Source organism: Streptomyces sp. NPDC058812, from assembly GCF_042744565.1.
GTDB lineage: Bacteria > Actinomycetota > Actinomycetes > Streptomycetales > Streptomycetaceae > Streptomyces > Streptomyces thinghirensis.
In genome coordinates this window covers 382,761-409,555 of sequence record NZ_JBHYOB010000003.1, presented here as the reverse complement: position 1 = coordinate 409,555, position 26,795 = coordinate 382,761, and the positions used below count along the sequence as shown (strand labels likewise).

The 26,795-nt window shown below is 72.1% G+C and carries 27 protein-coding genes and 1 riboswitch; of the genes, 14 read left to right on the top strand and 13 right to left on the bottom strand.

The window, feature by feature from the left end:
• Window positions 1-100 precede the first annotated feature (100 nt).
• The gene (locus ACFW48_RS08745) at window positions 101-1,063 is read left to right on the top strand and encodes a carbohydrate-binding protein (RefSeq protein WP_386311747.1); all 963 of its coding nucleotides are present in this window, start codon (window positions 101-103) and stop codon (window positions 1,061-1,063) included.
• A 75-nt stretch (window positions 1,064-1,138) separates the two neighbouring features.
• Here ACFW48_RS08745 and ACFW48_RS08740 read toward each other — a convergent pair whose 3' ends face one another.
• The 3 genes from ACFW48_RS08740 to ACFW48_RS08730 form a co-directional block, all read right to left on the bottom strand.
• Window positions 1,139-2,074, bottom strand: coding sequence for a 1-phosphofructokinase family hexose kinase (locus tag ACFW48_RS08740; protein WP_386312088.1), 936 nt, complete (start codon window positions 2,072-2,074; stop codon window positions 1,139-1,141).
• A 169-nt stretch (window positions 2,075-2,243) separates the two neighbouring features.
• Window positions 2,244-3,389 (bottom strand): N-acetylglucosamine-6-phosphate deacetylase, encoded by a 1,146-nt coding sequence (gene nagA / locus ACFW48_RS08735; RefSeq protein ID WP_386311745.1) that lies wholly within the window; start codon window positions 3,387-3,389, stop codon window positions 2,244-2,246.
• Window positions 3,389-4,306 (bottom strand): ROK family protein, encoded by a 918-nt coding sequence (locus ACFW48_RS08730; RefSeq protein ID WP_386312086.1) that lies wholly within the window; start codon window positions 4,304-4,306, stop codon window positions 3,389-3,391. Before ACFW48_RS08730 ends, nagA begins: the two co-directional genes overlap by 1 nt.
• 230 nt (window positions 4,307-4,536) lie before the next feature.
• On the opposite strand from ACFW48_RS08730, the gene ACFW48_RS08725 reads away from it, so the two are divergent.
• The 3 genes from ACFW48_RS08725 to otsB all read left to right on the top strand — a co-directional run bounded on the left by ACFW48_RS08725 (window position 4,537) and on the right by otsB (window position 6,998).
• Window positions 4,537-5,754, top strand: a complete 1,218-nt coding sequence (locus tag ACFW48_RS08725; RefSeq protein ID WP_386312084.1) for an extracellular solute-binding protein — start codon at window positions 4,537-4,539, stop codon at window positions 5,752-5,754.
• Window positions 5,755-5,815: 61 nt separating this feature from the next.
• On the top strand, window positions 5,816-6,040 hold the full coding sequence (locus ACFW48_RS08720; protein ID WP_210962334.1) for a DUF3263 domain-containing protein: 225 nt from the start codon (window positions 5,816-5,818) through the stop codon (window positions 6,038-6,040).
• Window positions 6,041-6,128: 88 nt separating this feature from the next.
• Window positions 6,129-6,998: a trehalose-phosphatase gene (otsB, locus tag ACFW48_RS08715; RefSeq protein ID WP_386311743.1), complete on the top strand. Its 870-nt coding sequence runs from the start codon at window positions 6,129-6,131 to the stop codon at window positions 6,996-6,998.
• Between the two features lie 114 nt (window positions 6,999-7,112).
• Here otsB and ACFW48_RS08710 read toward each other — a convergent pair whose 3' ends face one another.
• Entirely contained in the window at window positions 7,113-8,516 is a 1,404-nt protein-coding gene (locus ACFW48_RS08710) for a trehalose-6-phosphate synthase (protein WP_386311740.1), read from the bottom strand.
• 144 nt (window positions 8,517-8,660) lie between these two features.
• Between ACFW48_RS08710 and ACFW48_RS08705 the strand changes: the two genes are divergently transcribed.
• Window positions 8,661-9,326, top strand: a complete 666-nt coding sequence (locus ACFW48_RS08705) for a hypothetical protein (RefSeq protein WP_386311739.1) — start codon at window positions 8,661-8,663, stop codon at window positions 9,324-9,326.
• Window positions 9,327-9,329: 3 nt separating this feature from the next.
• On the opposite strand, the gene ACFW48_RS08700 is transcribed toward ACFW48_RS08705, so the two are convergent.
• A complete protein-coding gene (locus tag ACFW48_RS08700) occupies window positions 9,330-10,274 on the bottom strand; it encodes a glucosyl-3-phosphoglycerate synthase (RefSeq protein WP_386311736.1) in 945 nt (314 codons plus the stop codon).
• A 134-nt stretch (window positions 10,275-10,408) separates the two neighbouring features.
• A riboswitch (SAM riboswitch) is annotated at window positions 10,409-10,556 on the top strand.
• 18 nt (window positions 10,557-10,574) lie between these two features.
• On the opposite strand from ACFW48_RS08700, the gene thrC reads away from it, so the two are divergent.
• The 6 genes from thrC (at window position 10,575) to ACFW48_RS08670 (ending at window position 17,689) form a co-directional block, all read left to right on the top strand.
• Window positions 10,575-11,885, top strand: coding sequence for a threonine synthase (gene thrC, locus ACFW48_RS08695; RefSeq protein ID WP_386311733.1), 1,311 nt, complete (start codon window positions 10,575-10,577; stop codon window positions 11,883-11,885).
• Entirely contained in the window at window positions 11,882-12,157 is a 276-nt protein-coding gene (locus ACFW48_RS08690) for a MoaD/ThiS family protein (RefSeq protein ID WP_121747678.1), read from the top strand. The genes thrC and ACFW48_RS08690 overlap by 4 nt, the downstream gene beginning before the upstream one ends.
• A 437-nt stretch (window positions 12,158-12,594) precedes the next feature.
• Window positions 12,595-12,798 carry a cold-shock protein gene (locus ACFW48_RS08685; protein ID WP_004929928.1) on the top strand — a complete coding sequence of 68 codons (204 nt, stop codon included), beginning with the start codon at window positions 12,595-12,597 and terminating at the stop codon, window positions 12,796-12,798.
• 292 nt (window positions 12,799-13,090) lie between these two features.
• On the top strand, window positions 13,091-14,704 hold the full coding sequence (gene groL / locus ACFW48_RS08680) for a chaperonin GroEL (RefSeq protein WP_386311730.1): 1,614 nt from the start codon (window positions 13,091-13,093) through the stop codon (window positions 14,702-14,704).
• A 228-nt stretch (window positions 14,705-14,932) separates the two neighbouring features.
• Entirely contained in the window at window positions 14,933-16,063 is a 1,131-nt protein-coding gene (locus ACFW48_RS08675) for an NADH:flavin oxidoreductase (protein WP_386311729.1), read from the top strand.
• Between the two features lie 96 nt (window positions 16,064-16,159).
• Window positions 16,160-17,689: a carboxylesterase/lipase family protein gene (locus ACFW48_RS08670; protein ID WP_386311726.1), complete on the top strand. Its 1,530-nt coding sequence runs from the start codon at window positions 16,160-16,162 to the stop codon at window positions 17,687-17,689.
• Window positions 17,690-18,549: 860 nt separating this feature from the next.
• Here the strand turns inward: ACFW48_RS08670 and ACFW48_RS08665 are convergent.
• On the bottom strand, window positions 18,550-18,765 hold the full coding sequence (locus ACFW48_RS08665) for a DUF397 domain-containing protein (RefSeq protein ID WP_386311724.1): 216 nt from the start codon (window positions 18,763-18,765) through the stop codon (window positions 18,550-18,552).
• Window positions 18,749-19,588 carry a Scr1 family TA system antitoxin-like transcriptional regulator gene (locus ACFW48_RS08660; protein ID WP_386311721.1) on the bottom strand — a complete coding sequence of 280 codons (840 nt, stop codon included), beginning with the start codon at window positions 19,586-19,588 and terminating at the stop codon, window positions 18,749-18,751. Before ACFW48_RS08660 ends, ACFW48_RS08665 begins: the two co-directional genes overlap by 17 nt.
• Window positions 19,589-19,705: 117 nt before the next feature.
• On the opposite strand from ACFW48_RS08660, the gene ACFW48_RS08655 reads away from it, so the two are divergent.
• Complete coding sequence (locus tag ACFW48_RS08655) at window positions 19,706-20,095, top strand: hypothetical protein (RefSeq protein WP_386311718.1); 390 nt, start codon at window positions 19,706-19,708, stop codon at window positions 20,093-20,095.
• Here ACFW48_RS08655 and ACFW48_RS08650 read toward each other — a convergent pair.
• Entirely contained in the window at window positions 20,092-20,676 is a 585-nt protein-coding gene (locus ACFW48_RS08650) for a TetR/AcrR family transcriptional regulator (protein WP_386311715.1), read from the bottom strand. The genes ACFW48_RS08655 and ACFW48_RS08650 overlap by 4 nt on opposite strands.
• 109 nt (window positions 20,677-20,785) lie before the next feature.
• Between ACFW48_RS08650 and ACFW48_RS08645 the strand changes: the two genes are divergently transcribed.
• Window positions 20,786-21,475: a nitroreductase family protein gene (locus tag ACFW48_RS08645; RefSeq protein ID WP_386311713.1), complete on the top strand. Its 690-nt coding sequence runs from the start codon at window positions 20,786-20,788 to the stop codon at window positions 21,473-21,475.
• Here the strand turns inward: ACFW48_RS08645 and ACFW48_RS08640 are convergent, their stop codons facing one another.
• The 5 genes from ACFW48_RS08640 to ACFW48_RS08620 all read right to left on the bottom strand — a co-directional run bounded on the left by ACFW48_RS08640 (window position 21,476) and on the right by ACFW48_RS08620 (window position 26,357).
• Window positions 21,476-22,054, bottom strand: coding sequence for a TetR/AcrR family transcriptional regulator (locus tag ACFW48_RS08640; protein ID WP_210962320.1), 579 nt, complete (start codon window positions 22,052-22,054; stop codon window positions 21,476-21,478). It abuts the gene before it with no gap.
• 75 nt (window positions 22,055-22,129) lie between these two features.
• Window positions 22,130-22,699: a hypothetical protein gene (locus ACFW48_RS08635; protein WP_386311710.1), complete on the bottom strand. Its 570-nt coding sequence runs from the start codon at window positions 22,697-22,699 to the stop codon at window positions 22,130-22,132.
• Window positions 22,647-24,362, bottom strand: a complete 1,716-nt coding sequence (locus tag ACFW48_RS08630) for a PTS transporter subunit EIIC (RefSeq protein WP_386311707.1) — start codon at window positions 24,360-24,362, stop codon at window positions 22,647-22,649. The genes ACFW48_RS08635 and ACFW48_RS08630 overlap by 53 nt, the downstream gene beginning before the upstream one ends.
• A 15-nt stretch (window positions 24,363-24,377) precedes the next feature.
• The gene (gene murQ, locus ACFW48_RS08625) at window positions 24,378-25,313 is read right to left on the bottom strand and encodes an N-acetylmuramic acid 6-phosphate etherase (RefSeq protein WP_386311704.1); all 936 of its coding nucleotides are present in this window, start codon (window positions 25,311-25,313) and stop codon (window positions 24,378-24,380) included.
• A gap of 54 nt (window positions 25,314-25,367) precedes the next feature.
• Window positions 25,368-26,357, bottom strand: a complete 990-nt coding sequence (locus ACFW48_RS08620) for a MurR/RpiR family transcriptional regulator (protein ID WP_386311702.1) — start codon at window positions 26,355-26,357, stop codon at window positions 25,368-25,370.
• 55 nt (window positions 26,358-26,412) lie between these two features.
• On the opposite strand from ACFW48_RS08620, the gene ACFW48_RS08615 reads away from it, so the two are divergent.
• On the top strand, window positions 26,413-26,793 hold the full coding sequence (locus tag ACFW48_RS08615) for a hypothetical protein (protein ID WP_386311699.1): 381 nt from the start codon (window positions 26,413-26,415) through the stop codon (window positions 26,791-26,793).
• Window positions 26,794-26,795 lie beyond the last annotated feature (2 nt).

Sequence of the window (26,795 nt, the reverse complement as noted above, 5' to 3'; positions counted from 1 at the left end):
GATGCGGTCTGAGTCACCCTTTCGGGTCAGTGGGAGCGGGTAGGCTCGCCCTCTCACACCCATACCGCACACGCACCGCATCTGGTTAGGAGACCTAGGGATGACGCCCGGCAACAACGGCGCGAGCACGCCCGAGGACGACGACCCCTTCGGCTACCTCTACGCCGACGGGCAGGCCAACGGGGCCCAGCCGCCGTCCGGTGGCTACGGCTACCCGAACTCCGTCAACCGGGTGCGTCCCGTCGGCACGCGGCAGTACGGGGCACCGCAGGGCCAGGCCGGCCAGACCGCCGCCTACGGCCAGGCCGCCGGGCAGCAGCAGGGCGTCTACGGCCGGTCGAACGCGCACTACGCGGCGCCGGAGACCTTCCCCGGCGGCGGTGCTCCCACCGCCCCGCAGCAGTCGGCGCACGGCGGGGGCGGCGGGCGCCGCGGCCCCAACACCAAGGGTCTGCTGATCGGCGCGGTCGCGGTCGTCGCCGCGGTGGTCATCGGCATCGCCGTGGCCATGACGAGCAGCGGCTCGGAGGACGACAAGGGCGGCAACGAGGCGGGCGGCGGCGCCGCCCCCACCCAGTCCGACACCACCGGCCCGAGCCCGTCGGCCAGCGACGGCGCGGAGGAAGAGGTGGAGCTCCCGGCCGTGGACGCGAAGGCGCTGCGGCTGTCGCCCGACGTGGTGACGGCGTCGGAGATCGAGGGCGCCCGGTCGGACGGCGGCGTCTATGTGGCGAATCTCAACCAGCCCGGTGCCTCGGTCACCTGGACCGTCGACGGCATCCCCGAGGACGGCCTCTACACCCTCTTCGCCGGCTACAGCGCGGCCGGCGAGGACCAGTCGATGACCCTGACGGTCAACGGCAAGGAGTTCGGCAGCAAGCTGAACCTGGGCAACTTCACCGGCGCCGAGGACGGCGACTTCGCCAAGGGCTGGACCAAGACCTACGCCTGGCCCACGCTCAACAAGGGCACCAACACGATCTCGCTCTCCTGCGCCGACGGCGACAAGTGCAACGTCCTGCTGGACCAGTTCTCCCTGAAGAAGGGCCAGGTCAAGGACTAGGGCCTGGCTGACAGGCCGTCCTGGGTCAAGGACGAGGGCCTGGCTGACAGGCCCTGGGCGACACGGGCCGGCACGTCACGCCGCGCCCGCCGCCTCCGCCGTCACCGCGACCCCGCGTCCGAGCAGCTCCTCGTACGCCCCCCGGTCGAACTCACCCGCCACCGGTGCCAGCACCGTCGCCGCGGACAGGGCGACCGCGCGGGCCAGGCGGTCCGGCCAGGGCAGGTGCTCGACCAGGCCGGAGAGCAGACCCGCGACCGCCGAGTCCCCCGCGCCGGTCGGGTTGCCGTGGACGTGGGCGGGCGGGGCGGCGCGCCAGCGGCCCTCCGGGGTCACCGCGAGCAGCCCCTCGGCGCCCAGCGAGGCGACCACCGAGCGGGCACCGCGGCGCCGGGCGGCCTGGATGGCCCGCAGCGGCTCGTGCGAACCGGTCAGCTCGGCCAGTTCGTCGGCGTTCGGCTTGATCAGGTCCGGGCGGGCGGCGACCCCCCGGCGCAGCGGCTCCCCGCTGGTGTCCAGCAGCACGGGGACGCCGGCGGCGCGGGCGGTGCGTACCAGCCCGGCATAGGCGTTCACCGGGACGCCCGGCGGCAGGCTGCCGCACAGGGCCACCGCGGCGGCGCCGGCCAGCAGGTTCTCGTAGGTCTCCTGGAAGGCGTTCCACTCGGCGGGGGCGACGGCCGGGCCGGGTTCGTTGAGCTGGGTGGTGTCGCCGGTGCGTTCGTCGACGACGGCGATGGTGCGGCGGGTCGCCCCCGCGACCGGCACCAGCGCGTCGGCCACCCCGCGCACGCCGGTGAGCCCCTCGCGCACGACGTCCCCGGTGGTGCCTCCGGCGAAGCCGGTGACCGTCACCTCGTGTCCGAGGGCCGCCAGCACCCGGGCCACGTTCAGCCCCTTGCCGCCGGGGCGCTCCGTCACCGCGGTGACCCGGTGGGAGGCGTGGGGCCGGAGGGCCGGGACACGGTAGGTGATGTCGAGAGCGGTGTTCAGCGTGACGGTGAGGATCACCTGGGTCACGTGCGTCGACCTCCCCCGATCGGCTGCGGCTGCCGTGAGTCCCCGGACGTTGTGTTCCGGGGACACGATCATGCCAAAAGGACGGCGGCGGGCCCACCCCCGGTCCGGCCACCGTCGGTCCGGCCACCGTCGCCGGTCCGGGCCCGGACTCGGGGACGGATCAGCCCAGTTGGGGATCGACCACCCATTCGCCCCGGCGCATTACGCCCACCAGGTCGAAGGCGTCGTTCAGGACCACCAGGTCGGCGTTCCTGCCGGGTTCCAGGGAGCCGACCCGGTCGGCCATGCCGAGCAGCCGCGCCGGGTTGGCGGAGATCGCCGCGACGACGTCCTCGACGGGCAGCCCGTCCACCGTCGCCGCCCGCTTGAAGGCGCGGTCCAGGGTGAGCGTGGAGCCGGCGATCGAGCCGCCCTCCACCAGCCGGGCCACGCCGTCCGCGACCTCGACCTCCATCGGGCCGAGCAGGTAGCGGCCGTCGCCGAAGCCGGCCGCGTCCATCGCGTCGGTGATGAAGGCGACCCGGGCGGCGCCCGCGTGGTGGAAGGCCAGCCGGAGCGCGGCCGGGTGCAGATGGGTGCCGTCGTTGATCAGCTCGACGGTGATCCGCTCGTCCTCCAGCAGCGCGGTGATCGGACCGGGGGCGCGGTGGCCGAGCGGCGGCATCGCGTTGAACAGGTGCGTGGCGACCGTGGCGCCCGCGTCGATGGCCTGGAGCGTCTGCTCGTACGTCGCGTCGGTGTGCCCGACCGCCGCGATCACGCCGTGCTCCGCGAGCAGCCGTACGGAGTCCAGGCCGCCCGGCAGCTCGGTGGCGAGCGTCACCATCTTCGCGTGCCCGTGTGCGGCGTCGACCAGCTTGCGGACCTCGGCCGGGTCGGGGTCGCGCAGCAGCTGCTCGTCGTGGGCGCCCTTGCGGCACGGGGAGATGAACGGCCCCTCGAAGTGGATGCCGGCGATGTCGCCCTGCTGGGCCAGCTCGGCGAGCACACCGGCGCGCCGGGCGAGGAAGTCCAGGTCGCCGGTGACGGTGGAGGCGACCACCGTGGTGGTGCCGTGCCGTCGGTGGGTGTGAACGCCCTTGAGGATGTCCTCGTGGGTGCCGCCGGTGAAGGAGGCGCCGCCGCCGCCGTGGTTGTGGATGTCGACGAAGCCGGGGACCACCCAGTGCCCGGACACGTCGACGACTTCCGCCCCGGGGGGCGCCGTGTCCGCGATCCGCGTGCCGTCGACGATCACGCGGCCGTCGTCCACGGTGCCGGTGGGCAGTACCACCCGGGCACCGGCGAGAACCTTGCTTGGGGCCATCAGGTGGTTACCTCCGGGGGAGTCGCGGTCGTAGGAGTGGTGCTGAGCAGGTCCCAGGCCATGAGCCCGGCACCCAGGCAGCCGGCGGTGTCCCCCAGCGCCGCGGGGACCAGTTCCGGCAGCTTCTGGAAGGTGACGCGCCGCCGGACGGCGTCCCGCAGCGGTGTGAACAAGGTTTCCCCCGCCTCGGCGAGGCCGCCACCGATGATCAGGACGCGCGGGTCCAGCAGAGTGAGCGCGGTGACCAGCCCGTCGGCGAGCGCGTCCACGGCGTCCTGCCACACGGCGAGTGCGCGGGCGTCGCCCGACTCGACGGCCTTGGCGCAGTCGGCGGCGTCCGCGTCCGGGTCGCCGCACGCCTCGGCCCACGCCTGGCTGACCGCCGACGCGGACGCGAACCGCTCCAGGCAGCCGCGCTGCCCGCACGGACACGGGGTGCCACCGGGCCGTACGACGATGTGGCCGATCTCGCCCGCGAAGCCGTGGGCGCCCGACTCCACCCCACCGTCGATGCCGATGGCGCCCGCGATGCCGGTGCCCAGCGGCACGAACAGGAACCGGTCGGCGCCCCGCCCGGCCCCGATCCGGCCCTCGGCGAGCCCGCCGGTGCGCACGTCGTGACCGAGGGCGACCGGGATACCGCCGAGCCGGTCGCCGAGCAGCGCCCGCAGCGGTACGTCGCGCCAGCCGAGGTTGGCCGCGTACACGGCGGTGCCGTGCTCCTCGTCGATGATGCCGGGGACGGCCACACCGGCGGCCCGGGCGGGCTCGCCGAACCGGTCGGCACCGTAGGCGCGCAGTTCGGCGGCGAAGTCCAGGATGCCCGCGACGACGGCGTCGGGCCCGCGGTCGCGGCCGGTGGCCCGGCGGGCCTGGTGCAGCAGCTCGCCCCCCGGCCCCGCCAGGGCGGCCTTCATCCCGGTGCCGCCCACATCGAGGGCGATGACATGTCTCACGGGGACAGTGTGGCCCGTTGACCCGGGAGAGGTCTAGTCCACTGCCGTGGTGTAGACCTTAATCCGTTAAGCGAACAAGCGAACAAGCGAACGCGTAAGCAAAGCAGTGAACGACGAGTCGTCGGCAGGGTTGGGGAATCACGGTGCAGCGGCGTAGGACAGGAACGATCGCGGTGGTGTCCGCACTGGGCATGACAGCGGTCCTCGGCGGCTGCGGGCTCACCGGAGACTCCGGCGAGGTGACGCTGAAACTGGTCGCCGCCGACTACGGCGACAGCAAGGCCAACAGCTCCCAGAAATACTGGGACGAGCTGGCCAAGGCCTACGAGGCCGAGCACCCCGACGTGCACGTGGACGTCACCGTCCACTCCTGGAGCGACGTCGACCGCAAGGTCCGCGAGATGGTCGACGCGGGCGAGGCGCCCGACATGGCGCAGATCGGTGCCTACTCCGACTACGCGGACAAGGACCTGCTCTACCGGGCCGACGACGTGCTCTCCATCCCGGTCCAGGCCGGCTTCGTCTCCCAGCTCGCCGGCGCGGGCCAGGTCAACGGGGTGCAGTACGGCCTGCCCTTCGCGGCCTCCACCCGCGTGCTCTTCTACAACAAGACCCTCTTCAGCGAGGCCGGCATCACGCCGCCCAAGAGCTGGGACGACCTCGCCGAGGCCGCCGAGGCGCTCAAGGCGGAGGGCGTGAAGTACCCGTACGCGCTGCCGCTGGGCGCCGAGGAGGCACAGGCCGAGACGATGCAGTGGATGCTCAGCGGCGGGGGCGGCTACACCGACGACGTCGGCACCTACTCCGTCGACTCGCCGCAGAACGTCACCACCTTCACCTGGCTGCGGGACGAACTGGTCGGCGAGGGCCTCACCGGCCCGGTCGCCCCCGGCGAGCTCGACCGGGCCGACGCCTTCGCCGCCTTCGCCAACGGTGACGTCGGCATGCTCAACGGGCACCCCTCGCTGATGAAGATGGCCTCCGACAAGGGGGTCAAGTACGGCATGGTGACCACTCCCGGCATCGACGGCGAGAGCCGGAACACGCTCGGCGTCACCGACTGGATGACGGCCTTCAAGGAGAACGGCCACCAGGAGGAGATCGGCGACTTCCTCGACTTCGTCTACAGCGACGAGAACGTCCTCGATTTCTCCCGCAAGTACGACCTGCTGCCGGTGACCACGTCCGCGTCCCAGGTCATGAGCACGGCCGCGGAGGACAAGAACCTCAAGCCCTTCCTGGACGAACTGCTGCTCTCCGAGCTGTACCCGGTCGGCAAGACCTCCTGGGCCTCGGTCAGCGCGGACGTCAAGAAGCAGATCGGCCAGGCGGTCGCCCCCGGCGGCAGCCCCGAGGAGGTACTCGGCCAGATCCAGACGACGGCGATGCGAGCGGGCAGCGCTGAGTAGCGGAGTGGCTGAGTAGCGGCGTATCGGGCCGCTGTCGGTGGCGGGCGTTACGGTGCCGTCCATGGACCTGGGACAGAGGGAGCGCGACATCCTCGCGCTGGAACGCCGCGGCTTCCCCGGCCCCGGCGCGAAGGAGCGCGCGATCCGCGAGGAGCTGGGCCTGGCCCCCGTCCGCTACTACCAGCTCCTCAACGCCCTCCTGGACGACCCCCGCGCCCTGGCGGCCGACCCGGTGACGGTCAACCGGCTGCGCCGGATACGGGAGTCGCGTCGCTCGGAGCGGTGAGGCACGGCGAGGCACGATGGGGCAGCGGTGCGGCAGTGGCGAGGCAGCGGCGAGATTGTCTTCCGCCCCGGCGGGATAGGTTCGCGGTATGGGCAGCCACCAGGACTCCACCCGTGACGACTCCCCGGACCACCTGCCGACACCCGCGACGGCGGCCGGACGCGAAGGGCTCGACGCCCTTCTCACCGGCCCCGGCCGCGCGGTGATCGCCCTCGACTTCGACGGCACGCTCGCCCCGATCGTCGCCGACCCCGACCGGGCCCGCGCCCACCCGGACGCCGTACCGGCGCTCGCGGCCCTCGCCCCGAAGGTCGCCTCCGTCGCGGTGATCACCGGCCGCCCGGCAGAGGTCGCGGTCCACCACGGCGGCTTCGCCGACGTGCCCGGCCTCGACCACCTCGTCGTCCTCGGCCATTACGGCGCCGAGCGCTGGGACGCCGCCACCGGCGCCCTCACCACTCCCGAACCGCACCCCGGCGTCGCCGCCGTCCGCGCCGAGCTGCCGGGGCTGTTGGAGCGCTCCGGGGCGGGGCAGGGCACGTGGATCGAGGAGAAGGGCCACGCGGTCGCCGTCCACACCCGCCGCGCCCCCGACCCCCAGGCCGCCTTCGACGCCCTGCGCGCCCCCCTCACCGACCTTGCCTCCCGCCACGGCCTGATCGTCGAACCGGGCCGCATGGTCCTGGAACTGCGCCCACCCGGCATGGACAAGGGCGCGGCCCTGCGGGAGTACGTCCGGGAGCTGGACGCGGGGGCCGTCCTCTACGCCGGCGACGACCTCGGTGACCTGCCCGCCTTCACGGCCGTCGACACCCTCCGCACCGAGGGCACCCCCGGCCTCCTGGTCTGCAGCGGCAGCGACGAGGTCCCGGACCTCCGCGAACGAGCGGACGTGGTGGTCGACGGCCCGCCGGGAGTGGTGCGGCTACTGCGTTCCCTGGCCGCACGGCTCGCGTAGCCCCCGCCGCAGCCCGCGGGCAGTCGTGCCTCCCCCAGTGCCTGAACGGCCTGGGGCGGCACGGGGGCCGCAGGCGGCACCCCGCCGGCGCCGGGCCGCGCGACCCGCCCCCGCTCAGCCCCGCAACGCCTCCAACTGCTCGAGAAACCACCGCGCCGGAGGCAACGCCGTCCCCGCCGCAGCCAACCTCTTCGACCGCTCCGCCCGCTCCCCGGCACCAACCGACAACGCCTCGTGCAACGCCTCCGCCGTCCCCGACACGTCGTACGGATTCACCACCAGCGCGTCCTCCCCCAGCTCCTCGTACGCCCCCGCCTCCCGGGACAGCACCAGCACGCACCCCTCGTCGGAGACGACCGGCACCTCCTTCGCGACGAGGTTCATCCCGTCCCGCACAGGGTTGACCAGCGCCACGTCCGCCAGCCGGTACGCCGCCAGCGACCGCGCGAAGTCGTCCTTCACGTGCAGCACGACCGGCGTCCACCCCGCCGTCCCGAACTCGTCGTTGATCGAATCCGCGACCCGCCGCACCTCGGCGGTGTAGTCCCGGTACACGGCGAGGTCCTGCCGCGAGGGGTAGGCGAACGCGACGTGCACCACCCGCTCCCGCCACTCCGGCCGCCCGGCCAGCAGCTCCCGGTACGCCAGCAGCCCCCGCACGATGTTCTTCGACAGCTCGGTCCGGTCCACCCGCACGATCGTGCGGCGCGCACCGCCGTCCGGAGCCGTGCCGATCTCGTCCCGCAGCGCCGCCATCCGCTCGTCCACGTCCGCCTCGTGCGACCGCTGCCGCAGGAAGTCCGCGTCCGCGCCGAGCCCGTGCACGCCGATCTCCGTGCCGCCCAGCCCGCACACCAGCGCGTCGCAGCACGCGGTGAACGCGTCCGCCCACCGCCGGGTGAGGAACCCGAGCCGGTCGGCGCCGAGCATGCCGCGCAGCACCTGCTCGGCGATGTCGTCCGGCAGCAGCCGGAAGTAGTCGACCGGCGCCCACGGCGTGTGCGAGAAGTGCCCGATCCTGAGATCCGGCCGCAGCTCGCGCAGCATCCCCGGCACCAGCGTCAGGTGGTAGTCCTGCACGATCGCGACCGCGCCCTCGGCCGCCTCCTCGGCCAGCGCCTCGGCGAAGGCCCGGTTGTACGCCTCGTAGGAGGCCCACTGCCGCCGGAACTCCGCGTCGAAGGCCGGCTCCAGCGGTGTCTGGTAGAGCATGTGGTGCACGAACCACAGCACGGAGTTGGCGATGCCGTTGTACGCGTCCGCGTGCACGTCGGCCGGTACGTCCAGCATGCGTACGCCGTCCTCGCCGACCCCGCGCCGCACCGCCTCGCGGTCGCCGTCGCCGAGCGCGGAGCACACCCACAGTGCCCCCGCGTCCGGCCCGATGGCCGACAGTCCGGAGACCAGCCCGCCACCGCCGCGTTTGGCGTGCAGCGAACCGTCCTCCCGCACCTCGTACGAGACCGGCCCCCTGTTGGAGGCGACCAGCACCTGAGCAGCACCGAAGGTTGAAGCCATACGCCTCAACCTAGCCCGGCCCCGAAACCCTCAAACGTGGGCGGGCGGTCCCTCGGCATCGATTGCGTCACGCGCCTTGTGTGGATGGCGTGAAGGGAATGAGGATGTGCGGTGCACATTTCAACTTCCTGGGGGGTGGGCTCCATGCCCATACGCATGCGCGGACGCGCGGGCGCGGTGGCACTGGTCGCGGCCTCCGCGCTGGCCCTGGCCGGCTGCGGCGACGGCAGCGCCGGTGCGGACGCGGCGGACGGGCGACCGGCCTCGGCCACCGCCACACCGACGCCGACACCGACCGCGACGCCGACCCCCACACCTACCCCCACGCCCACACCCGCCGTCGTCACGCTGGACGACCACACCGGTGCCACCATCGGAGAGGCGGTCGGTGCGGCCAAGAAGGCCGGGCTCGCCTACGCCGTCCAGCTCCAGGGCACCGGCGGGAAGCGGGCCTCCTCCTGGTCCGCGGGCGAGGAGGTCTGCGAGCAGATCGACGACCCCGGCGGCTCCCACGAGGTGGCGTTCACCGTCCCGCGCAACGGCCACGACTGCTCCGGGGACGCGCTGTACACCCCGGAACCGGAACCGCGGCCCGAGGAGCCGGCCCGGACGGCGGACCCCGGCACCGGTTCCGGCGGCGGCACCGGCGGCTGCGAGCTCACCAGTCCCGCGGGCAACTGCTACGCCGACGGCCAGTTCTGCGCCAAGAAGCACCGTGGCCTGAGCACCCACGGCCGCGGCGGCGAGTACCTGACCTGCGAGCCGGACTCCGGCGGCACCTGGCGCTGGTCGGACGGCGTACCCGGCTGACGCTCAGGCCGCCTTCCGGGCCGCGTACTCCGCGATCTCCGTCATCGGGGGCCGTTCCTCGGCGTCCACGGAGTACGTGCGCGGCTCGAAGCCGTCGGCGCCCCGCTCGAACTGGATGAGGGACGGCCGGACCAGGTGGCCGCGGGCCAGCCGGAGCTGGGCGGTGCGGTAGATCGCGGCGGACATGCGGCCCAGTGCCTGGCCGTCCTGGTGCCGGTGCTTGCGGACGCCGACGTCGACCTGTGCGAGGGCGTCCAGGCCCACCAGGTGCAGGGCGTCGACCAGCATGCCCAGCTCGACTCCGTAGCCGACGGGGAAGGGGAGCTGTTCGAGGAGGGAACGGCGGGCCGCGTACTCGCCGCCGAGCGGCTGTACGAAGCCGGCCAGCTGCGGCCAGTGCATGTTGAGCAGCGGACGGGCCATGAGTTCCGTGACCCGGCCGCCCTGGCCGGGAGCGGCGTCGAGGGGCCGGTCGTACATGGCCTTCACGAGGTGCACGTCCGGCTCGGTGAGCAGCGGGCCGACGATCCCGGACACGAAGTCGGCCGAGAACTCGCGCAGGTCCGCGTCGACGAAGCAGACGATGTCGCCGCCGGTCACCAGCAGCGAGCGCCACAGCACCTCGCCCTTGCCCGGCACGGCCGGGACGCGGGGGAGGATCGCGTCGCGGTGCACGACACGGGCGCCCGCCGCCGCGGCCACCGCCGACGTACGGTCCCTCGACCCGGAGTCCACGACCACCAGCTCGTCCACGAGCGGCACCCGCAGCATCAGCTCCCGGCGGATCACCGAGACGATGCCGCCGACGGTCGCCTCCTCGTCGAGGGCGGGGAGCACCACGCTGACCGACTGCCCGGTGGCGTGCTTGGCGGCCATGAGCTGCTGGATCGGCCGGTCCGCCACGGACCAGGAGCGTGCGCTCAGCCAGCGCTCGACTTCTTCCAGCACGGTCTCCGGCTCCCTCTGTGATCCATCTCGCGGTTCGGACGACTATCTCAACGGTCATGGACGTCGGTTACAGTCTTGAACAACGCGGGTGACCATCGCATGCCGGGGTCACCGCGCGAACAACAACTGAAGACCGCTCATCCAGAGGGGCAGAGGGATACGGCCCGTTGAAGCCCCGGCAACCCTCCAGTCGGTTCTTGTCACGCGGACGTGGCGAGGCTCCCGGCTAGGGAAGGTGCCAAATCCGTCTCACGGCGAGATGCGTCGTGAGGAAGATGAGGAGAAAGGGCCTCGCCTCACATGGCTGTGCAGACTGTCGAAAGCACCACCGACACCACCGCTTCCACCCCCTCCGCCGCCACCCCGGTCGATCTCGGTCCCGCCGCGGCGCTCACCTGCCGCGAGTGCGGTCACCGCGTACCGCTCGGCCCGGTCTTCGCCTGCGAGGAGTGTTTCGGCCCGCTCGAGATCGCCTACGACTTCTCGGCGTACGACACCGAGGAACTGCGCAAGCGGATCGAAGCGGGCCCCGCGAACATCTGGCGTTACGCCCCGCTGCTGCCCGTCCCCGCCGACGTGGCCGACAAGCCGAACATCAACCCGGGCTGGACCAAGCTGGTCAAGGCCGACAACCTGGCCCGCGAGCTGGGTGTCACCGGCGGTCTGTACGTCAAGGACGACTCCGGCAACCCGACGCACTCCTTCAAGGACCGCGTCGTCGCGCAGGCCATCGAGGCCGCCCGCGCCTTCGGCTTCACCACCCTCTCCTGCTCCTCCACCGGCAACCTCGCCGGTGCCGTCGGCGCCGCCGCCGCCCGCGCCGGCTTCCGCTCCTGCGTGTTCATCCCGCACGACCTGGAGCAGGGCAAGGTCGTCATGGCCGCCGTCTACGGCGGTGAGCTGGTCGGCATCGAGGGCAACTACGACGACGTGAACCGCTTCTGCTCCGAGCTGATCGGCGACCCGGCCGGCGAGGGCTGGGGCTTCGTCAACGTCAACCTGCGTCCGTACTACGCGGAGGGCTCCAAGACCCTCGCGTACGAGATCTGCGAGCAGCTCGGCTGGCGCCTGCCCGACCAGCTCGTCGTCCCGATCGCCTCCGGCTCCCAGCTCACGAAGATCGACAAGGGGCTGCAGGAGCTGATCAAGCTCGGCCTGGTCGAGGACAAGCCGTACAAGATCTTCGGCGCCCAGGCCGAGGGCTGCTCGCCGGTGTCCACCGCCTACAAGGCCGGCCACGACGTCGTACGCCCGCAGAAGCCGGACACCATCGCCAAGTCCCTGGCGATCGGCAACCCGGCCGACGGCCCCTACGTCCTCGACATCGCGCGCCGCACCGGCGGCGCCGTGGAGGACGTGACCGACGAGCAGGTCGTGGACGCGATCAAGCTGCTGGCCCGCACGGAGGGCATCTTCGCGGAGACGGCGGGCGGCGTGACGGTCGGCGTCACCAAGAAGCTGATCGAGGACGGCGTCCTGGACCCGTCCCTCACCACCGTCGTCCTCAACACCGGCGACGGCCTGAAGACCCTCGATGCGGTGGCCGGCACCGGCCTCACCGCCACCATCCGCCCGAACCTGGACTCCTTCCGAGAGGCTGGCCTCGCATGAGCGTGACCGTTCGCATCCCGACCATCCTGCGCACCTACACCGGCGGCAAGGCCGAGGTCGCCGCCGACGGCGCGAACCTCGGTGAGGTCATCGCCGACCTGGAGAAGAACCACACCGGTATCGCCGCCCGTGTCCTGGACGACCAGGGCAAGCTGCGTCGCTTCGTCAACGTCTACGTCAACGACGACGACGTCCGCTTCGAGCAGGGCCTGGAGACCGCGACCCCGGAGGGCGCCGGCGTCTCCATCATCCCGGCGGTCGCCGGCGGCTGACCCGCCCCTCGTTACCTCTGGTAATCGCGGTAACGCTCAGTTCAACGAATTGCCCCCTCCGTAAGAGAAGCGGAGGGGGCAATTCCATGTGGTTGAGCGCGGTAGGGTTGGGGAACGCGCTCCCGATCGGAAGGTCGGGAACCCTGAATTCCTGCCGCCGGCCCGACAAGATGTAGCCAAAGTGTGGGCGTATTTCGCGGCTTTTGTTCTCTTTGTGTGCCCCGACTTGACCCGAATTCAGGCGAATTCTCGCCACATTCCGGACCAGGTACGTCCAGATTTCTCGTCCGATTGACCTGTTGCAGACGGCAGTTGGACAGATACATTCAGCCGCGGTCGACGCGTTCCGGCGCACGCCCCCAGTCGTGGGGGGTGAGGTCTGACCCGGGTCCGCGAAGTGCGGATCTGTGCAAGGGCCAGTAATAGGGGAGTTAGGCATGGCTCAGGGCACCGTCAAGTGGTTCAACGCGGAGAAGGGGTACGGCTTCATCGCGGTCGACGGTGGTGCGGATGTTTTCGTCCACTACAGCGCGATTCAGATGGACGGCTACCGCACCCTCGAAGAAGGCCAGCGGGTCGAGTTCGAGATCTCGCAGGGTCAGAAGGGCCCGCAGGCCGACATGGTTCGCCTCAGCGCCTGAGACGCGCGACCACGGCAAGTCAGCGGTCTTCTCCGAAGGGCCCGCACCCCACGGGGTGCGGGCCCTTCGGTCTGCCCCGAACCCGCGCCGATCCCCGAGAGGCGCTTGCACTCGGCAGGGTCGAGTGCTAATCATTGCGTTAGCACTCTGAAGGTGAGAGTGACAACGAAGGACCGGGTCGGTGAGGCCCGCAGGCCGGGTGGGGAAGGAACCACGAGGCCGGCGAGCCGTCCGTCGCGGGCGCGGGCGCGGTCCGAAGGAATCACCCCCAGTCCTGGAGGGACCACTTCACATGGCCAAGATCATCGCGTTCGACGAGGAGGCACGGCGCGGCCTCGAGCGCGGCATGAACCAGCTCGCGGACGCCGTCAAGGTGACGCTCGGCCCCAAGGGCCGCAACGTCGTCCTCGAGAAGAAGTGGGGCGCCCCCACGATCACCAACGATGGTGTCTCCATCGCCAAGGAGATCGAACTCGAGGACCCGTACGAGAAGATCGGCGCCGAGCTGGTCAAGGAAGTCGCCAAGAAGACGGACGACGTCGCCGGTGACGGTACGACCACCGCGACCGTTCTCGCCCAGGCCCTGGTCAAGGAAGGCCTGCGCAACGTCGCCGCCGGTGCCAACCCGATGGCCCTGAAGCGCGGCATCGAGAAGGCCGTCGAGGCCGTCTCCGCCGCCCTGCTGGAGCAGGCGAAGGACGTCGAGACCAAGGAGCAGATCGCCTCCACGGCCTCCATCTCCGCCGCCGACACCCAGATCGGCGAGCTCATCGCCGAGGCCATGGACAAGGTCGGCAAGGAAGGCGTCATCACCGTCGAGGAGTCCCAGACCTTCGGTCTGGAGCTGGAGCTCACCGAGGGTATGCGCTTCGACAAGGGCTACATCTCGGCGTACTTCGCCACCGACATGGAGCGTATGGAGGCGTCGCTCGACGACCCGTACATCCTGATCGCCAACTCCAAGATCGGCAACGTCAAGGACCTGCTGCCGCTCCTGGAGAAGGTCATGCAGTCGGGCAAGCCGCTGCTGATCATCGCCGAGGACGTCGAGGGCGAGGCCCTGTCGACCCTGGTCGTCAACAAGATCCGCGGCACCTTCAAGTCCGTCGCCGTCAAGGCCCCGGGCTTCGGCGACCGCCGCAAGGCGATGCTCCAGGACATCGGCATCCTCACGGGCGGTGAGGTCATCTCCGAGGAGGTCGGCCTCAAGCTGGAGAACGCCACGCTCGACCTCCTGGGCAGCGCGCGCAAGGTCGTCATCACCAAGGACGAGACCACGATCGTGGACGGCGCCGGCTCGGCCGACCAGGTCCAGGGCCGGGTCAACCAGATCCGCGCCGAGATCGAGAACAGCGACTCGGACTACGACCGCGAGAAGCTCCAGGAGCGCCTGGCGAAGCTGGCCGGCGGCGTGGCCGTCATCAAGGCCGGTGCCGCCACCGAGGTCGAGCTCAAGGAGCGCAAGCACCGCATCGAGGACGCCGTTCGCAACGCGAAGGCGGCCGTCGAGGAGGGCATCGTCGCCGGTGGTGGCGTGGCCCTGCTCCAGGCCTCCCAGGTCTTCGAGAAGCTGGAGCTGTCGGGTGACGAGGCGACCGGCGCCAACGCCGTGAAGCTCGCCCTGGAGGCCCCGCTGAAGCAGATCGCCGTCAACGGTGGTCTCGAGGGCGGCGTCGTCGTGGAGAAGGTCCGCAACCTGACCGTCGGCCACGGCCTCAACGCCGCGACCGGTGAGTACGTCGACATGATCGCCGAGGGCATCATCGACCCGGCGAAGGTGACCCGCTCTGCCCTGCAGAACGCCGCCTCCATCGCCGCGCTGTTCCTCACCACCGAGGCCGTCATCGCCGACAAGCCGGAGAAGGCCGCCGCGGGCGGCGCTCCGGGCGGTGACATGGACTTCTGATCGACCTCTGGTTGATCGACCGTCCTTCACGTACCGAGGGCGGCACCCCCTGTTCCGGCAGGGGGTGCCGCCCTCGGGCGTTTTCGCCGGCTCCCGTCCGCGATGTGCCATGGATCACGCCGGGCCGGGAGCCGCGGGCGGAATGACCGCGAGGGGTGCGCCCGTTGTCGTGTAGGCGCGATCAATGCATGCGCACATACCACCCGGTACCTCCCTAGGAGCCCCCACGTGACCGTCACCGCCCCCGACGCCGCCTCGCGCGCCGCCCAGATCCTCGCCCGCCCGGCCACCATCAACGGCCTGACCGTGCCCAACCGCATCGCGATGGCCCCGATGACCCGGATGTTCTCCCCGGGCGGCATCCCCGGCGACGACGTGGTCTCGTACTACTCCCGTCGCGCCGCCGCCGGTGTCGGCCTGATCGTCACCGAGGGCACGTACGTCGGCCACGACTCGGCCGGGCAGAGCGACAGCGTCCCGCGCTTCCACGGCGAGGAGCAGCTGGCCGGCTGGGCGAAGGTCGCCGAGGCGGTGCACGCGGCGGGCGGCACGATCGTGCCGCAGCTGTGGCACGTCGGGATGGTGCGGAAGGCCGGCGAGCCGCCGTTCGCGGACGCCCCCGCCGTCGGCCCCTCCGGCCTGCGCATCGGCGAGGACGAGGTCACCGGCAAGGTGATGACCCAGCGCGACCTGGACGACGTCATCGGCGCCTTCGCCGAGGCCGCTGCCGCCGCCGAGCGCATCGGCTTCGACGGCGTGGAACTGCACGGCGCCCACGGCTACCTCCTCGACCAGTTCCTGTGGGCGGGCACCAACCGCCGCACCGACGCCTACGGCGGCGACCCGGTCTCCCGCACCCGCTTCGCCGCCGAGATCGTGGCCGCCGTGCGCGACGCCGTCTCGCCCGGGTTCCCCGTGATCTTCCGCTACTCCCAGTGGAAGCAGGAGGCCTACGGTGCCCGCCTCGCCGAGACCCCCGAGGAGCTGGAGGCGATCCTCGCCCCGCTCGCCGCGGCCGGCGTCGACGCCTTCCACGCCTCCACCCGCCGCTACTGGCGTCCCGAGTTCGACGGCTCCGACCTCAACCTCGCCGGCTGGACCAAGAAGCTGACGGGCAGGACCGCCATCACGGTCGGCTCGGTGGGCCTGGACGGCGACTTCACCAAGGCCTTCCTGGGCGAGGGCGCCCCGGTCGGCAGCCTCGACAACCTCCTCGACCGCCTGGAGCGCGACGAGTTCGACCTCGTCGCCGTCGGCCGGGCGCTGCTCCAGGACCCGCGGTGGGCCGAGAAGGTCCTCGCCGGGAACTTCGACGCGCTCGCCCCCTACGACGCGGCGTCGCTGAAGTCCCTCAGCTGACCCGGACCGGTCCGGATGCGCACCGCGGCGTAAAGTCCGTGGGATCACCAACTACTGCCGTACGTACGTCCAACGGCGTTCAGTGAGGAGTGATCGATGACGAACCCCGAGGCCTCGGGGCCCGTGGTGCGCACCGCCGCCGGATCGGTACGGGGACGGCGGGAGGACGGCCTGAGCGTCTTCCGCGGCATCCCGTTCGCCGAACCGCCGGTGGGCGAGGCCCGGTTCGCCGCCCCGCGCCCCGCCCGCGCCTGGGACGGAACACGCGAGGCGTACTCCTTCGGCCCGCCGCCCCCGCAGGACCTCGGCATCGCGGGCGCCACCGGCGTCCTGGACGTGCCCGAGGGCGACGACTGGCTGACGGCCAACGTCTGGACCCCCGCCCCCGACCCGGCCGCCCGCCGCCCGGTCATGGTGTGGATCTACGGCGGCGCCTACAAGCTCGGCCACTCCGGCAGCCCCGGCTACGACGCCCGCCGCATCGCCGAGGACGGCGACCTCGTCGTCGTCACCTTCAACTACCGCGTCGGCATGGAGGGTTTCGCTCACATCGACGGCGCCCCCGCCAACCGGGGTCTCCTCGACCAGGTGGCCGCGCTGGAGTGGGTGCGGGACAACATCGCGGCGTTCGGCGGCGACCCGGACCGGGTCACCGTCTTCGGCGAGTCGGCGGGCGCCGGTTCCGTGGCCTCCCTCATGGCGATGCCCCGCGCGGCCGGCCTCTTCCACCGCGCCATCGCCCAGAGCGTGCCGGGCACGTTCTACTCCGACGAGCTGGCCCGGGACGTCGGCGCCGCCCTCGCCGCCGAACTCGGCCTGCGCCCCACCGTCGCCGACCTGGCGGCCGTGGACCCGGGACAGCTGGTCAAGGCGGGGCAGTCCCTCGCCCCGAAGATGCCCGGGCGCGTGGACCGCTGGGGCCGGGCCGCGCCCACGGTCACCCCGTACTCACCGGTCGTCGACGGCGACGTACTGCCGGTCATACCGTGGCAGGCACTCGCGTCCGGCGCGTCCCGGGACGTCGACCTGATCGTCGGCCACAACCGCGACGAGAACCGCCTCTTCACCGCGATGGCGGGCAAGCTCGGCCAGATCGGTGCGGAGCGCGCGAGCGCGGCCCTACGCCTGTACGCGCCGGGCGGCGAAGAGGCCTACCGGGCCGCGTACCCGGGCGTGTCCGCGAACGACCTGTACGAACGCGTGCAGACCGACTGGCTGTTCGCCATGCCCTCGCTGCACCTGGCCGAGGCACACCTCGCGGGCGGCGGCCGGGCCCACGTCTACGAGCTGACCTGGCCGGCCCCGGCCGACGGTGCGCTGGGCGCCTGCCACGCTCTGGACGTCCCGCTCCTCTTCGGGACGTTCCAGGCCGACGTGGGGCTGCTCGTCTTCGGCGGTGCCGAACCTTCGCCGGAGGCGCTCGCCCTGTCGTCCCGTTTCCGGTCCTCGTGGACCGCGTTCGCGCGCACGGGCGACCCCGGCTGGCCCGCGTACGGCACGGAACGGCGCCTGGTCCAGGTCCTGGACGCGGAGCCGGTCGTCGCGCCGTACCCGGAGGAGGCGTCGAGGCGCCTGTGGGAGGGGCACGAGTTCGCGGCGCTGCCTCTGCTGAAGCCGGGGGAGTGAGAGCCGGCCTCACGGCACCCCCGGTTTCCAAGTGACCGTGGGGGCCGCCCGCTTCTCGGCCAGTGTCGTGCCTCCGCGACCCGCGTCAAGGGCGCTGCGCGTCGGCTGCGCCGATCGGCCTGCGGCCGACCCTTGACCCGGCTCGCTCCACCACGGGTGAGAAGCGTGCGGGCGGCCCGGGGAAAGCGGTGGCCCGGGTACGCCGGTCCCTTACGTCGGCTGCGTGACGTCCCGGGGCTGTGGGGCGCGCTCGCACCTCGCATGCACGCCGGGCCGTCTCAGCGGCTTGCGGTGAGTAGGTGGGGGCGGGGGTGGTCTCGAAAAGCGAGGACACTTCGGCCCGAAGTGTCCTCGCTTTTTGGGAGGGTCCCCAGGCCAGGCCAGGCCAGGGGAGGTGCTCGCGGGGCTGATTGGAGCGTTTGTCCCACCCATCGCCCACACGCAACCCGCTCATCCTGCGCAAACGCGTGTCGAGGGCCATAGGGCGTGGGTCATTCGCTCCAATCACCCCCCTCCACCACCCTCCGCGCGCACCCACCGGTAGTCGCCGAGACGGCGAGGCGTGCCGCCACCGGAGCCGGTGCGCCACCGCAGCACCCACCCGCCGCAAGCCGCTAAGCTCTCCCGGCGTGCTGGCGAGGCGCGAGCGCGCTCCATCACGCCGGGGAGCCGGGAGCCGACTCAGGGGACCGGCGTGCCCGGGCCACCACTTTTCCCGGGCCGCTTGCTCGCTTCTCCCTCGTACTGGAGCGAGCCGAGTCAAGGGTCGGCCGCAGGCCGATCGGCGCAGCCGACGCGCAGCGCCCTTTACTCGGGTCGTGGAAGCACGACACTGGCCAAGAAGCGGGCGGCCCCCACGGTCACTTGTAGGCCGGGGACGCCTTGAGGTCGCTGACGAAAACAGTCCAGGCGTCGGCTCGGAACAGGAGTTTCGGGCCGCGGGGGTTCTTGCTGTCGCGGACGGGGACGACGGTCCCTTCGACGGCGACTTCGAGGCAGTCGCCCCCGTCCCCTGCGCTGTAGCTGGACTTGTGCCAAGTGACGCTACGGAGTTCGGCATCAGGGGTGCTGTTCATGCTCGTAAGTCTGCGCCACCGACTGGATCAGGGCCAGGGAGTCGGGTGGGGAGAGAGCGGTGGCCTGGAGGAGGCTGAACGTGAGGGTGTGGCGGGCGAGCGTGGCGGGATCGTCCAGCAGCTTGCCCATGTCCAGTCCCTCGACGAAGCAGAGCGGAGCCGCGTCGGCGAACTCCATGAGCTTCAGCGAGCCTCCCATGGCGGCATGCGTCCCGGCACTGAACGGGAGCACCTGCGCGATGACCCGGCGACGGCCCACCATGCCCGCAACATGGTGGAGGGCCTCCGCCATGGCCGCTGTTCCGCCGACTGGCCGTCGGAGCGCGGCCTCGTCAAGTACGACCCACAACAGCGGCGCTGTTGGACCGTCCAGTAGCCGAGCGCGCTCCATGCGGGTGGCCACCAGTTCCTCGATCTCCGGGTCGGAGGCCATGGGACGGTAGGTGCGGAACAGGGCTTCGGCGTACGCCGGGGTCTGCAAGAGGCCCGGGATGAGCAGCGGGAGATAGTGCCTGATCGTCGTAGCGACTGCCTCCGCCTCCGCCGCCTCGGCAAAATGCTCGGGATACTTCGACTTCGCCGAAGCCGCGCAGTTGCGCTGGAAGAAGTCCTCCGTGCCGAGGACCTCGTCCAGCAAGCGCGCGTACTCCGGCTGCATCCTGCGCGTACCGGCCTCCAGCTGGCCGATGAACGAGCCGCTGACGAACAGCCGCCCGCCCAGTTCCTCCTGGCTCAGCCCGGCCTTCTCGCGGGCATGGCGTAGCTCGGCGCCGAGGAGGGCGCGGGGGGACGAGGCGGGGTCGAGGTCTTTCGGTCCAGGCATGGCACGGAACTCCCGGTCGCACAGCAGGGGTTGTTGGGGCTCCCTGTATGGCCAGGTTAGGGGCGGAACGGACACGCTGTGTCGCGAATCACGAACTCAGCGTGGAGGTGAGGAAGGGTGCGGTCGACCGAAGAAGTCGTCGAGTCCTTGCGGCAGGCCCTCGTGGGTGCCGGAGTCGTACTGCCGTCCCTGTGCGTCGATCCGGTGACCGGCGCGAGTGAGGAGCCGTTCGCGTTGGTCGACCTGGGGCGTTGCAACGTCCGGGTCGCCGAGCGGCTGGCGTCGGTGGTGCGGGGTGAGCGGCCGGCCGTCGGTACGCATGCCGTGGACACGCGGGACGGGCGCGTGGGGGAGGTCATGGGGCATGTCGGCGGCAACGTGCGGCTGCGGCCGGTCGGTGGGGGCCGGGAGTGGGACTGCCCGAAGGGCTCGGTGGCTGACGCGCGGCCGGAAGAGCTGATGCGGGCCCGGCTGCGCAGGACGAACCACGAGAGCGTGCGGGGCTAGGCCAGAGCGTTGTCCAGGAGGACCTCCGCTGCCGCCCGCGCGTGTCGTCCGTAGTCCGCCTCACCCAGCACCATGGCGCGGCTGGCGGCCCCGTCCGCGAGAGTGACGAGTTGTTCGGCGAGTGCGGCGGGCTCGCGGCAGCCCAGTTCCGTCACCAGTGCCGTGACCAGTCGCACCATCAGCAGTTTCTGGTCGCGGGCGTAGGAGTGGACCGCGCTCTGCGGGTCGGGGAACTCTGCGGCGGCGTCGATGAACGGGCATCCGCGTACTGGAGCCGCGTCCGCCGACGGCAGGGTGAACAGCGCGAGGATCCGTTCTCTCGCTGGGACGTCCTCGCGAATCAGCGCGCTCTCCAGGGTGTGACCCGACGAGGCGAGGTCTTGAAGATGGGCGATGACCAGGTCGCTCTTGGTCCGGAAGTGCGCGTAGAGGGTGCGCTTGGACACCGGTGCCTGCTCTGCCACCTGTTCCATACCGGTCGCGTTGATCCCTTGGGCCGCGAACAGTTGGGCAGCGGCGGCCAGGATGCGTTCGCGCCCCCCGCGCCCCTGCCGTCGAGATGCCGTCGTCACCGTACTCATGAGCTAAGTATACGTTCTCGTTTACTTAGGAGGTGGTGCTCGGTTACAGTGGAGTCGTAGGTAAACGTAAGTGTTTACCTAAGCGTCCTTGAGCCTTGAGGAGAGTCCTATGGGTGGGCTGGTTTCCACCGAGTTGAGCGACTATGCGGAGAAGCTGATACGCGGGCGCCACGCGACACGCGCGTTCCGCCCCGAAGCCGTGCCCGACGACACGATGCGCGCGATCTTCGCCCTTGCCGGCGCCGCGCCGTCCAACTCCAACGCGCAACCGTGGCGGGTCGAGGTGGTCAGCGGCGCGAAGCGCGAACGCCTGGCGGACGCCTTGCGGGCGGCCCACGCCGAACAGCGCACCTCGGCCGACTTCCCGTACTCCGAGGGCATGTACGCACCCGCCCATCAGGAGCGGCGGGCGGCGTTCGGCGCCGGCCTGTACGGAGTGCTGGGCATCAGCCCCGACGACCACGCGGCACGCGCGGCCTACGACGCGCAGAGTCTGCGCTTCTACGGGGCGCCCCATGCCGCGTTCCTGTTCGTCACCGGCGATGGCGGGGCGCGACTGGCCGCCGACGTCGGCGCCTACATGCAGACGCTGCTCCTGGCCATGGCCGCGTACGGCGTGGACAGTTGCCCGCAGGGTCTGCTCAGCTTCTACGCCGACACCGTCCGGAAGGAACTCGGTGTCGCTGAAGGGCAGTTGCTCGTGGGTATCTCCTTCGGCTACGCCGACGGGGGCGCGCCGGTGAACCGGATCACGACCGAGCGGGCCGCCCTCGAAGCGACCACCGCCTTCCACGTCTAGCTAGTCCGGCGCCACGATGCGCTCCACGGCGGCGGCCACCAGCTCGTCGCGCTCGGCCGGGGTGAAGACGTCCGGCAGGGTGAGCTGTTCGACGATCAGCCAGTTCAGGGCGAGGTAGAGCAGCTTGACGGCCATCGCGTCGCCGGGGAGGCCGGACGCCTCGTGGTAGGAGACGTTGGCGGCGACGTCGGCGCGGATGCGCTCGGTCAGGACCGCGCGCAGCTCGGGGCGGCGGGTGGCCTCCAGGCGGAGTTCCAGCAGCGCGAGGTAGCCGGTGCGGAACGAGGCGATGCGGTCGACCAGTTCGCGCATCAGGACGACGTAGGTGTCCCGGTCGCGGCCCGCCGTGCGCTGGCGGGCGATGGTGGCCTCGTCGGGGTGGAGCCGCTCGTAGACGCGGGCGCCGGCCTGGGTGAGCAGGTCGTCGCGGTTGGCGAAGTAGTTGGACGCGGTGCCGCCCGGGACGGCGGCCTTCGTGTCCACCGCGCGGAAGGTCAGGCCCCGGGCGCCCTGTTCGGCCAGCACCTCGATCGCGGCGTCCACGAGGGCGGCGCGACGTTCGTCGTTCCGTCTCACCATGGGGCGACACTCCACGTGTAGTACTACGCTCAGACCACTGCGGGCAGAGTACTACGAGTGCTGGGTGTGGACGCCTCAGATGCCGCCCATCGGCTCGATGTCCACCCGGACCGGCGTGCCCCACACCCGCAGCACCTCGTAGTCCGTGAACTCGTGGACGAGCCGGTACGCCATGGCGGCGCGAGGCGCGCGCAGTTGGGCCGCGATGTACAGCTCGGCCTCGCGGCGGTCGCGGCGCGGGGTGCCGCAGAGCTGCCACGCCTGGCCGTTCCACAGCTCGGGCAGCCAGCGCTGCTGGGGCTGCGGCCGCTCGCCCCGCATCCCGTACCGGGACTGGACCGGCTCGGTGTGCCGGGCGGGGAGCGGACCGCCGTTGTACTCGGCGCGGCGGGCGGTGCGGCGGCGGGTCTCGCACAGGAGGCACAGGTCGGGGGCGGCCTTGTCGACCGGGCCGTTCGGGTGTTCCGGGCAGCGGGTGCTGGGGGCCGTCGTCGAGACGCTCTCCTCCAGCTGGTCCATCGCGCGCTTGAGGTCCGCGCGGACCTCGTGCAGCTTGGCGTCCGGCGTGTCGGCGGTCAGGGCCTCGCCGTGCTCACCGAGGAGACGCAGGGCGCGGCCCAGGGCGGTCAGCTGGGCGTGGTTCATGTTCCCCAGAGTCGCACACGGTGCGGGCGGTGCCGTCGCCCAGACCGAAGAAGTACGTCGCCGCGAAGCCGACCGCGTACCCGGTGAGCAGCCCGCCGCCGTACACCCCCGCCGTCACCGCCCAGCCTCCGCCGCCCGCGAGGAGCGGGAACAGTGCCCAGCCCGACGGGCCGATCGCCGTCGCTCCCGTGTCCGTGCCGAGCATCGCGAACAGGCCGACGAAGGCGCCGCCCGCCGCCCCGCCCACGCAGGCGGTGAGGAAGGGGCGGCCGAGGGGGAGGGAGACGCCGTAGATCAAGGGTTCGCCGACGCCGAGCAGGCCGGCCGGGAGCGCCGATCTGATCGTCGTACGGAGGGTGGTGTCGTGGCGCAGACGGACGTAGACCGCCGCCGCCGCGCCGACCTGGCCGGCGCCCGCCATGGCCAGGATGGGGAGCAGGACGGTGTGGCCCTGCTGCTCGATGAGGGTGGTGTGGATGGGGATGAGGGCCTGGTGGAGGCCCAGCATCACCAGGGGGAGGAAGAGGCCGCCGAGGATCAGGCCGGCCAGGGCGCCCGTCGTCGTCAGGAGCCAGTCGGCCGCCGTGCCGATGGCGGTGGCGACCTCGCCGGCCGCGTACATGAGGACGTAGAGGGTGACCAGGCCGGAGACCAGGACGGTCAGGGTCGGGGTGAGCAGGACGTCCAGGGTGCCGGGGAGGCGGGCGCGGCACCACTTCTCGACGTACGTGCCGAGCAGCGCGGCGGCCAGTGCGCCCAGGACGCCGCCCTGGCCGGGGGCGAGCGCCGCGCCGAACGCGGTCACCTTCGCCACGCCCGGGTAGACGACGACGGCGGCGACCGCGCCGCCCAGCACGGGCGTGCCGCCGAACTCCTTCGCCGTGTTGTGGCCGACGAACACCGCGATCAGCGCCATGAAGGCGGAGGAGAGGGCGGCCAGGGCGGGCGTGATGCCGGGGAGCCACCCCAGGTTCGTGAGCAGACCGGCGATGCCCGCGACGATTCCGCAGCCGATCAGGGCGGGGATGAGCGGGACGAAGATGTTCGCGACGCGGCGCAGGGCCGTCTTGAGCGGGGTCGCGTTGCGCTGCTTCTGCCGCGCCTTCAGTTCGGCGCCGCGCAGGGCGAGCACGTCCGCCGTGCCGACGGGGGTGTCCGCTGTGCCGACCGGAGCATCCGCCGGGCCGCCCCCGCCGTCCGTTGTGCCGACCGGAGCATCCGCCGGGCCGCCCCCGCCGTCCGCTGTGCCGACCGGAGCATCCGCCGGGCCGCCCCCGCCGTCCGCTGTGCCGACCGGAGCATCCGCCGCGCCGCCCCCGCCGTCCGCTGTGCCGACCGGAGCATCCGCCGCGCCGCCCCCGCCGTCCACCGTGCCGGCGGGAGCATCCGCCGGGCCGCCCCCGCTGGCCGCCAGCAGCGCCTCGAACGCCTCCGTCACCCGGCCGACCACCCCCGGTCCCAGCACGACCTGGTACGACTCGCCGTCCTCCACCACCCCGAGCACGCCGGGCAGCGCGCGCAGCGCCGCGTCCGCCACCCGGGAGCGGTCGGCCAGGCCCAGGCGCAGACGGGTCATGCAGTGGGCGACGGAGACGACGTTCGCGGCGCCGCCGACCAGGGGGAGCAGCGCGGCGGCCGTGGAGTGGGGGGTGTCCTTGTGCACCCCCCGAGCGTGCGGTCAGCCCTTCGCCGCCGCCAGCGCGGCGCGCAGGTGGCCGCCGGAGTCCTCCAGAAGGCGGGCGGCCGTCGGGCCGTCCACATCGGCCAGCAGGGTCAGGATCGCGTGCTTGACCTCGCCGTCGGTGGCGGTCAGGGCACCCTCGATCTCGTCGTCGGCGGCACCGGTGGCGAGCGCGACGATGCGGCGCGAGCGGGCGCGCAGCTTCTCGTTGGAGGCGCGGACGTCCACCATCAGGTTCCCGTACGTCTTGCCGAGGCGGATCATCGTGATCGTCGACAGCATGTTCAGGACCAGCTTCTGCGCCGTGCCGGCCTTCAGGCGGGTGGAGCCGGTGATCAGCTCGGGCCCGGTGACGACCTCGATGCCGTGCTCGGCGGCGGCGGCCAGGGCGCTGCCGCTGTTGCACGCCAGCCCGACGGTCAGGGCCCCCCGCGCGCGGGCGTGCTCGACGGCGCCGATGGCGTACGGGGTGCGGCCGGAGGCGGAGACGCCGACCACCGCGTCGTCGGGGGTGAGGGCGAGGGCGTCCAGGTCGGCGCGGGCCAGCTCGGCCGAGTCCTCGGCGCCCTCGACGGAGGTGACCATGGCGTCCGGGCCGCCCGCGATGAGGCCGACGACCTGCCCGGGGGCGGTGTTGAAGGTGGGCGGGCATTCGGAGGCGTCCAGCACGCCGAGGCGGCCCGCCGTGCCGGCGCCCGCGTAGACCAGGCGGCCGCCGCGCGCCATGCGGGCTGCGATGGCGTCGACGGCGGCGGCGATCTCGGGCAGCCGTTCGGCGACGGCGGCGGGCACGGCGGTGTCCTCGCCGTTCATGACGCGCGCGATGTCGAGGGTGGGCATCCGGTCGATCTCGGCCAGCTCGGGCCGGAACGCCTCGGTGGTCAACGTCTCCAACTGGGACCGGAGGTCGGGGTGGTGGGGGGTTGAGGTCATGAGAAGCCGCTCTTTTCAACTTCGGTGCCTGTGCTTGCCCAGAGGTGCGGGGGTCTACGGTCTCCCGCGCGACCCATGCCGATGCGCCAACGCCTCGTACGACGCGGCGAGCGCCGGCGCCGCCGATTCATACGTCCGCTGCGCCACCCCCACGAACAGACAGTCCACCACCAGCAGCTGACTGGTCCGCGACGACATCGCCGCCGGCCGCAGCTCGCTCTCCCGCGACGTGGACGTGGTCAGCACGTGGTCGGCGTACTGCGTGACGGGGCTGTCGGGCCGGCCGGTGACGGCGACGGTCGTCGCGCCGCGTTCGAAGGCGGCCCGCAGCGGCTCGATCACGTCCCCGGTCGAACCGGAGTGCGTGATCGCGATGGCGACGTCCCCGGCCCGCAACTGCACCGCGTTGGTGACGGCGAGGTGCGGATCGCCGGGCGCGTGGGCTATCAGCCCTATGCGCAGCAGCTTCTGGGTGAGGTCCTGGGCGACCAACCCGGACGCGCCGATGCCGTACACGTCGGTGCGGCGGGCGGCGGCCAGCGCGGTGACGGCCGCGCCCAACTGGACGGTGTCCAGGGCGGCGGCGGTGTCGGCGAGGGTCTGCTGCTCGTCGTAGGCGAGTTTGGCGACGACGTCGGCGATCGGGTCGTCGACCGCGATGTCGGTCGTGATGGCGGGCGCGCGGCCGGACTGCTGCTGGGCGGCGAGTCCGGCGAGCGCGAGGCGCAGGTCGCGGTAGCCGGGGTAGCCGAGCAGCCGGGCGGTGCGCACGACGGTGGCCTCGCTGGTGCCGGTCAGCTCGGCGAGGCCGGTGACCGTGAGGGCCGCGCAGCCGGCGGGGTCGCCCGCGACGGCCTCGGCGACCCGCTGCATGGAGCGGGTCATCGACGGCGCCAGCGTGCGCACCTTGGCCGCGAGGGCGGCGGGCGCGGGCGGCGCGCCGCCGCTTCCGGCACCGCGGCGGCCACCCGTCGCACCGGGCGCACCGGTCGTACCGCTGCCGCCGCCCGCGCTGCCGAAAGTTTCCTTCACTTCATCGGTCACTCATGAAAGATATTTTCGTTTCGGTCCGTGGGTCAAGAGTGCGCACAATGGGTGCATGGACCCCATCAGCCCCCTGGAGCAGGCGCTGCACGCCGCGCGCGCCCTCGTGCTCGCCGACCTGGTGGCCGGCCAGGTCGCCGAGCCGGACGTCGTGTCGCTGGTCGAGGAGTCCGTCGTACAGCGGCGCTGGTGGGTCGAGCAGTGGCCGGAGGGCGTGGAGTTCGTGGCCGGGCTGGTCGCGCAGGACGTGCAGGACGCCCTGCTGGAGCGGTACGGCCGCTGGCCGCTGTGCCCGGTGTGCGGCTCCGGCGACCCGCACGCGCTGGACGTCGAGCCCGAACTCGGCCCCGACCCGCACTGGGTGTGCGGCAAGGCGGGCGTCAAGGTCGCGGCGGTCGGCTCGCTGGGCACGGCCATCGGCGGTCCGCAGACGTGACG

What these genes read in the sequence shown, in the direction of transcription:
- ACFW48_RS08745 (WP_386311747.1), top strand. Translation starts at nt 101, where the DNA reads ATGACGCCCGGCAACAACGGCGCGAGCACGCCCGAGGACGACGACCCC.
- nagA (WP_386311745.1), bottom strand. Translation starts at nt 3,389, where the DNA reads ATGGCCCCAAGCAAGGTTCTCGCCGGTGCCCGGGTGGTACTGCCCACC.
- ACFW48_RS08730 (WP_386312086.1), bottom strand. Translation starts at nt 4,306, where the DNA reads ATGAAGGCCGCCCTGGCGGGGCCGGGGGGCGAGCTGCTGCACCAGGCC.
- ACFW48_RS08725 (WP_386312084.1), top strand. Translation starts at nt 4,537, where the DNA reads ATGACAGCGGTCCTCGGCGGCTGCGGGCTCACCGGAGACTCCGGCGAG.
- ACFW48_RS08720 (WP_210962334.1), top strand. Translation starts at nt 5,816, where the DNA reads ATGGACCTGGGACAGAGGGAGCGCGACATCCTCGCGCTGGAACGCCGC.
- otsB (WP_386311743.1), top strand. Translation starts at nt 6,129, where the DNA reads ATGGGCAGCCACCAGGACTCCACCCGTGACGACTCCCCGGACCACCTG.
- ACFW48_RS08710 (WP_386311740.1), bottom strand. Translation starts at nt 8,516, where the DNA reads ATGGCTTCAACCTTCGGTGCTGCTCAGGTGCTGGTCGCCTCCAACAGG.
- ACFW48_RS08705 (WP_386311739.1), top strand. Translation starts at nt 8,661, where the DNA reads ATGCCCATACGCATGCGCGGACGCGCGGGCGCGGTGGCACTGGTCGCG.
- thrC (WP_386311733.1), top strand. Translation starts at nt 10,575, where the DNA reads ATGGCTGTGCAGACTGTCGAAAGCACCACCGACACCACCGCTTCCACC.
- ACFW48_RS08690 (WP_121747678.1), top strand. Translation starts at nt 11,882, where the DNA reads ATGAGCGTGACCGTTCGCATCCCGACCATCCTGCGCACCTACACCGGC.
- ACFW48_RS08685 (WP_004929928.1), top strand. Translation starts at nt 12,595, where the DNA reads ATGGCTCAGGGCACCGTCAAGTGGTTCAACGCGGAGAAGGGGTACGGC.
- groL (WP_386311730.1), top strand. Translation starts at nt 13,091, where the DNA reads ATGGCCAAGATCATCGCGTTCGACGAGGAGGCACGGCGCGGCCTCGAG.
- ACFW48_RS08670 (WP_386311726.1), top strand. Translation starts at nt 16,160, where the DNA reads ATGACGAACCCCGAGGCCTCGGGGCCCGTGGTGCGCACCGCCGCCGGA.
- ACFW48_RS08665 (WP_386311724.1), bottom strand. Translation starts at nt 18,765, where the DNA reads ATGAACAGCACCCCTGATGCCGAACTCCGTAGCGTCACTTGGCACAAG.
- ACFW48_RS08660 (WP_386311721.1), bottom strand. Translation starts at nt 19,588, where the DNA reads ATGCCTGGACCGAAAGACCTCGACCCCGCCTCGTCCCCCCGCGCCCTC.
- ACFW48_RS08650 (WP_386311715.1), bottom strand. Translation starts at nt 20,676, where the DNA reads ATGAGTACGGTGACGACGGCATCTCGACGGCAGGGGCGCGGGGGGCGC.
- ACFW48_RS08645 (WP_386311713.1), top strand. Translation starts at nt 20,786, where the DNA reads ATGGGTGGGCTGGTTTCCACCGAGTTGAGCGACTATGCGGAGAAGCTG.
- ACFW48_RS08640 (WP_210962320.1), bottom strand. Translation starts at nt 22,054, where the DNA reads ATGGTGAGACGGAACGACGAACGTCGCGCCGCCCTCGTGGACGCCGCG.
- ACFW48_RS08635 (WP_386311710.1), bottom strand. Translation starts at nt 22,699, where the DNA reads ATGAACCACGCCCAGCTGACCGCCCTGGGCCGCGCCCTGCGTCTCCTC.
- murQ (WP_386311704.1), bottom strand. Translation starts at nt 25,313, where the DNA reads ATGACCTCAACCCCCCACCACCCCGACCTCCGGTCCCAGTTGGAGACG.
- ACFW48_RS08615 (WP_386311699.1), top strand. Translation starts at nt 26,413, where the DNA reads ATGGACCCCATCAGCCCCCTGGAGCAGGCGCTGCACGCCGCGCGCGCC.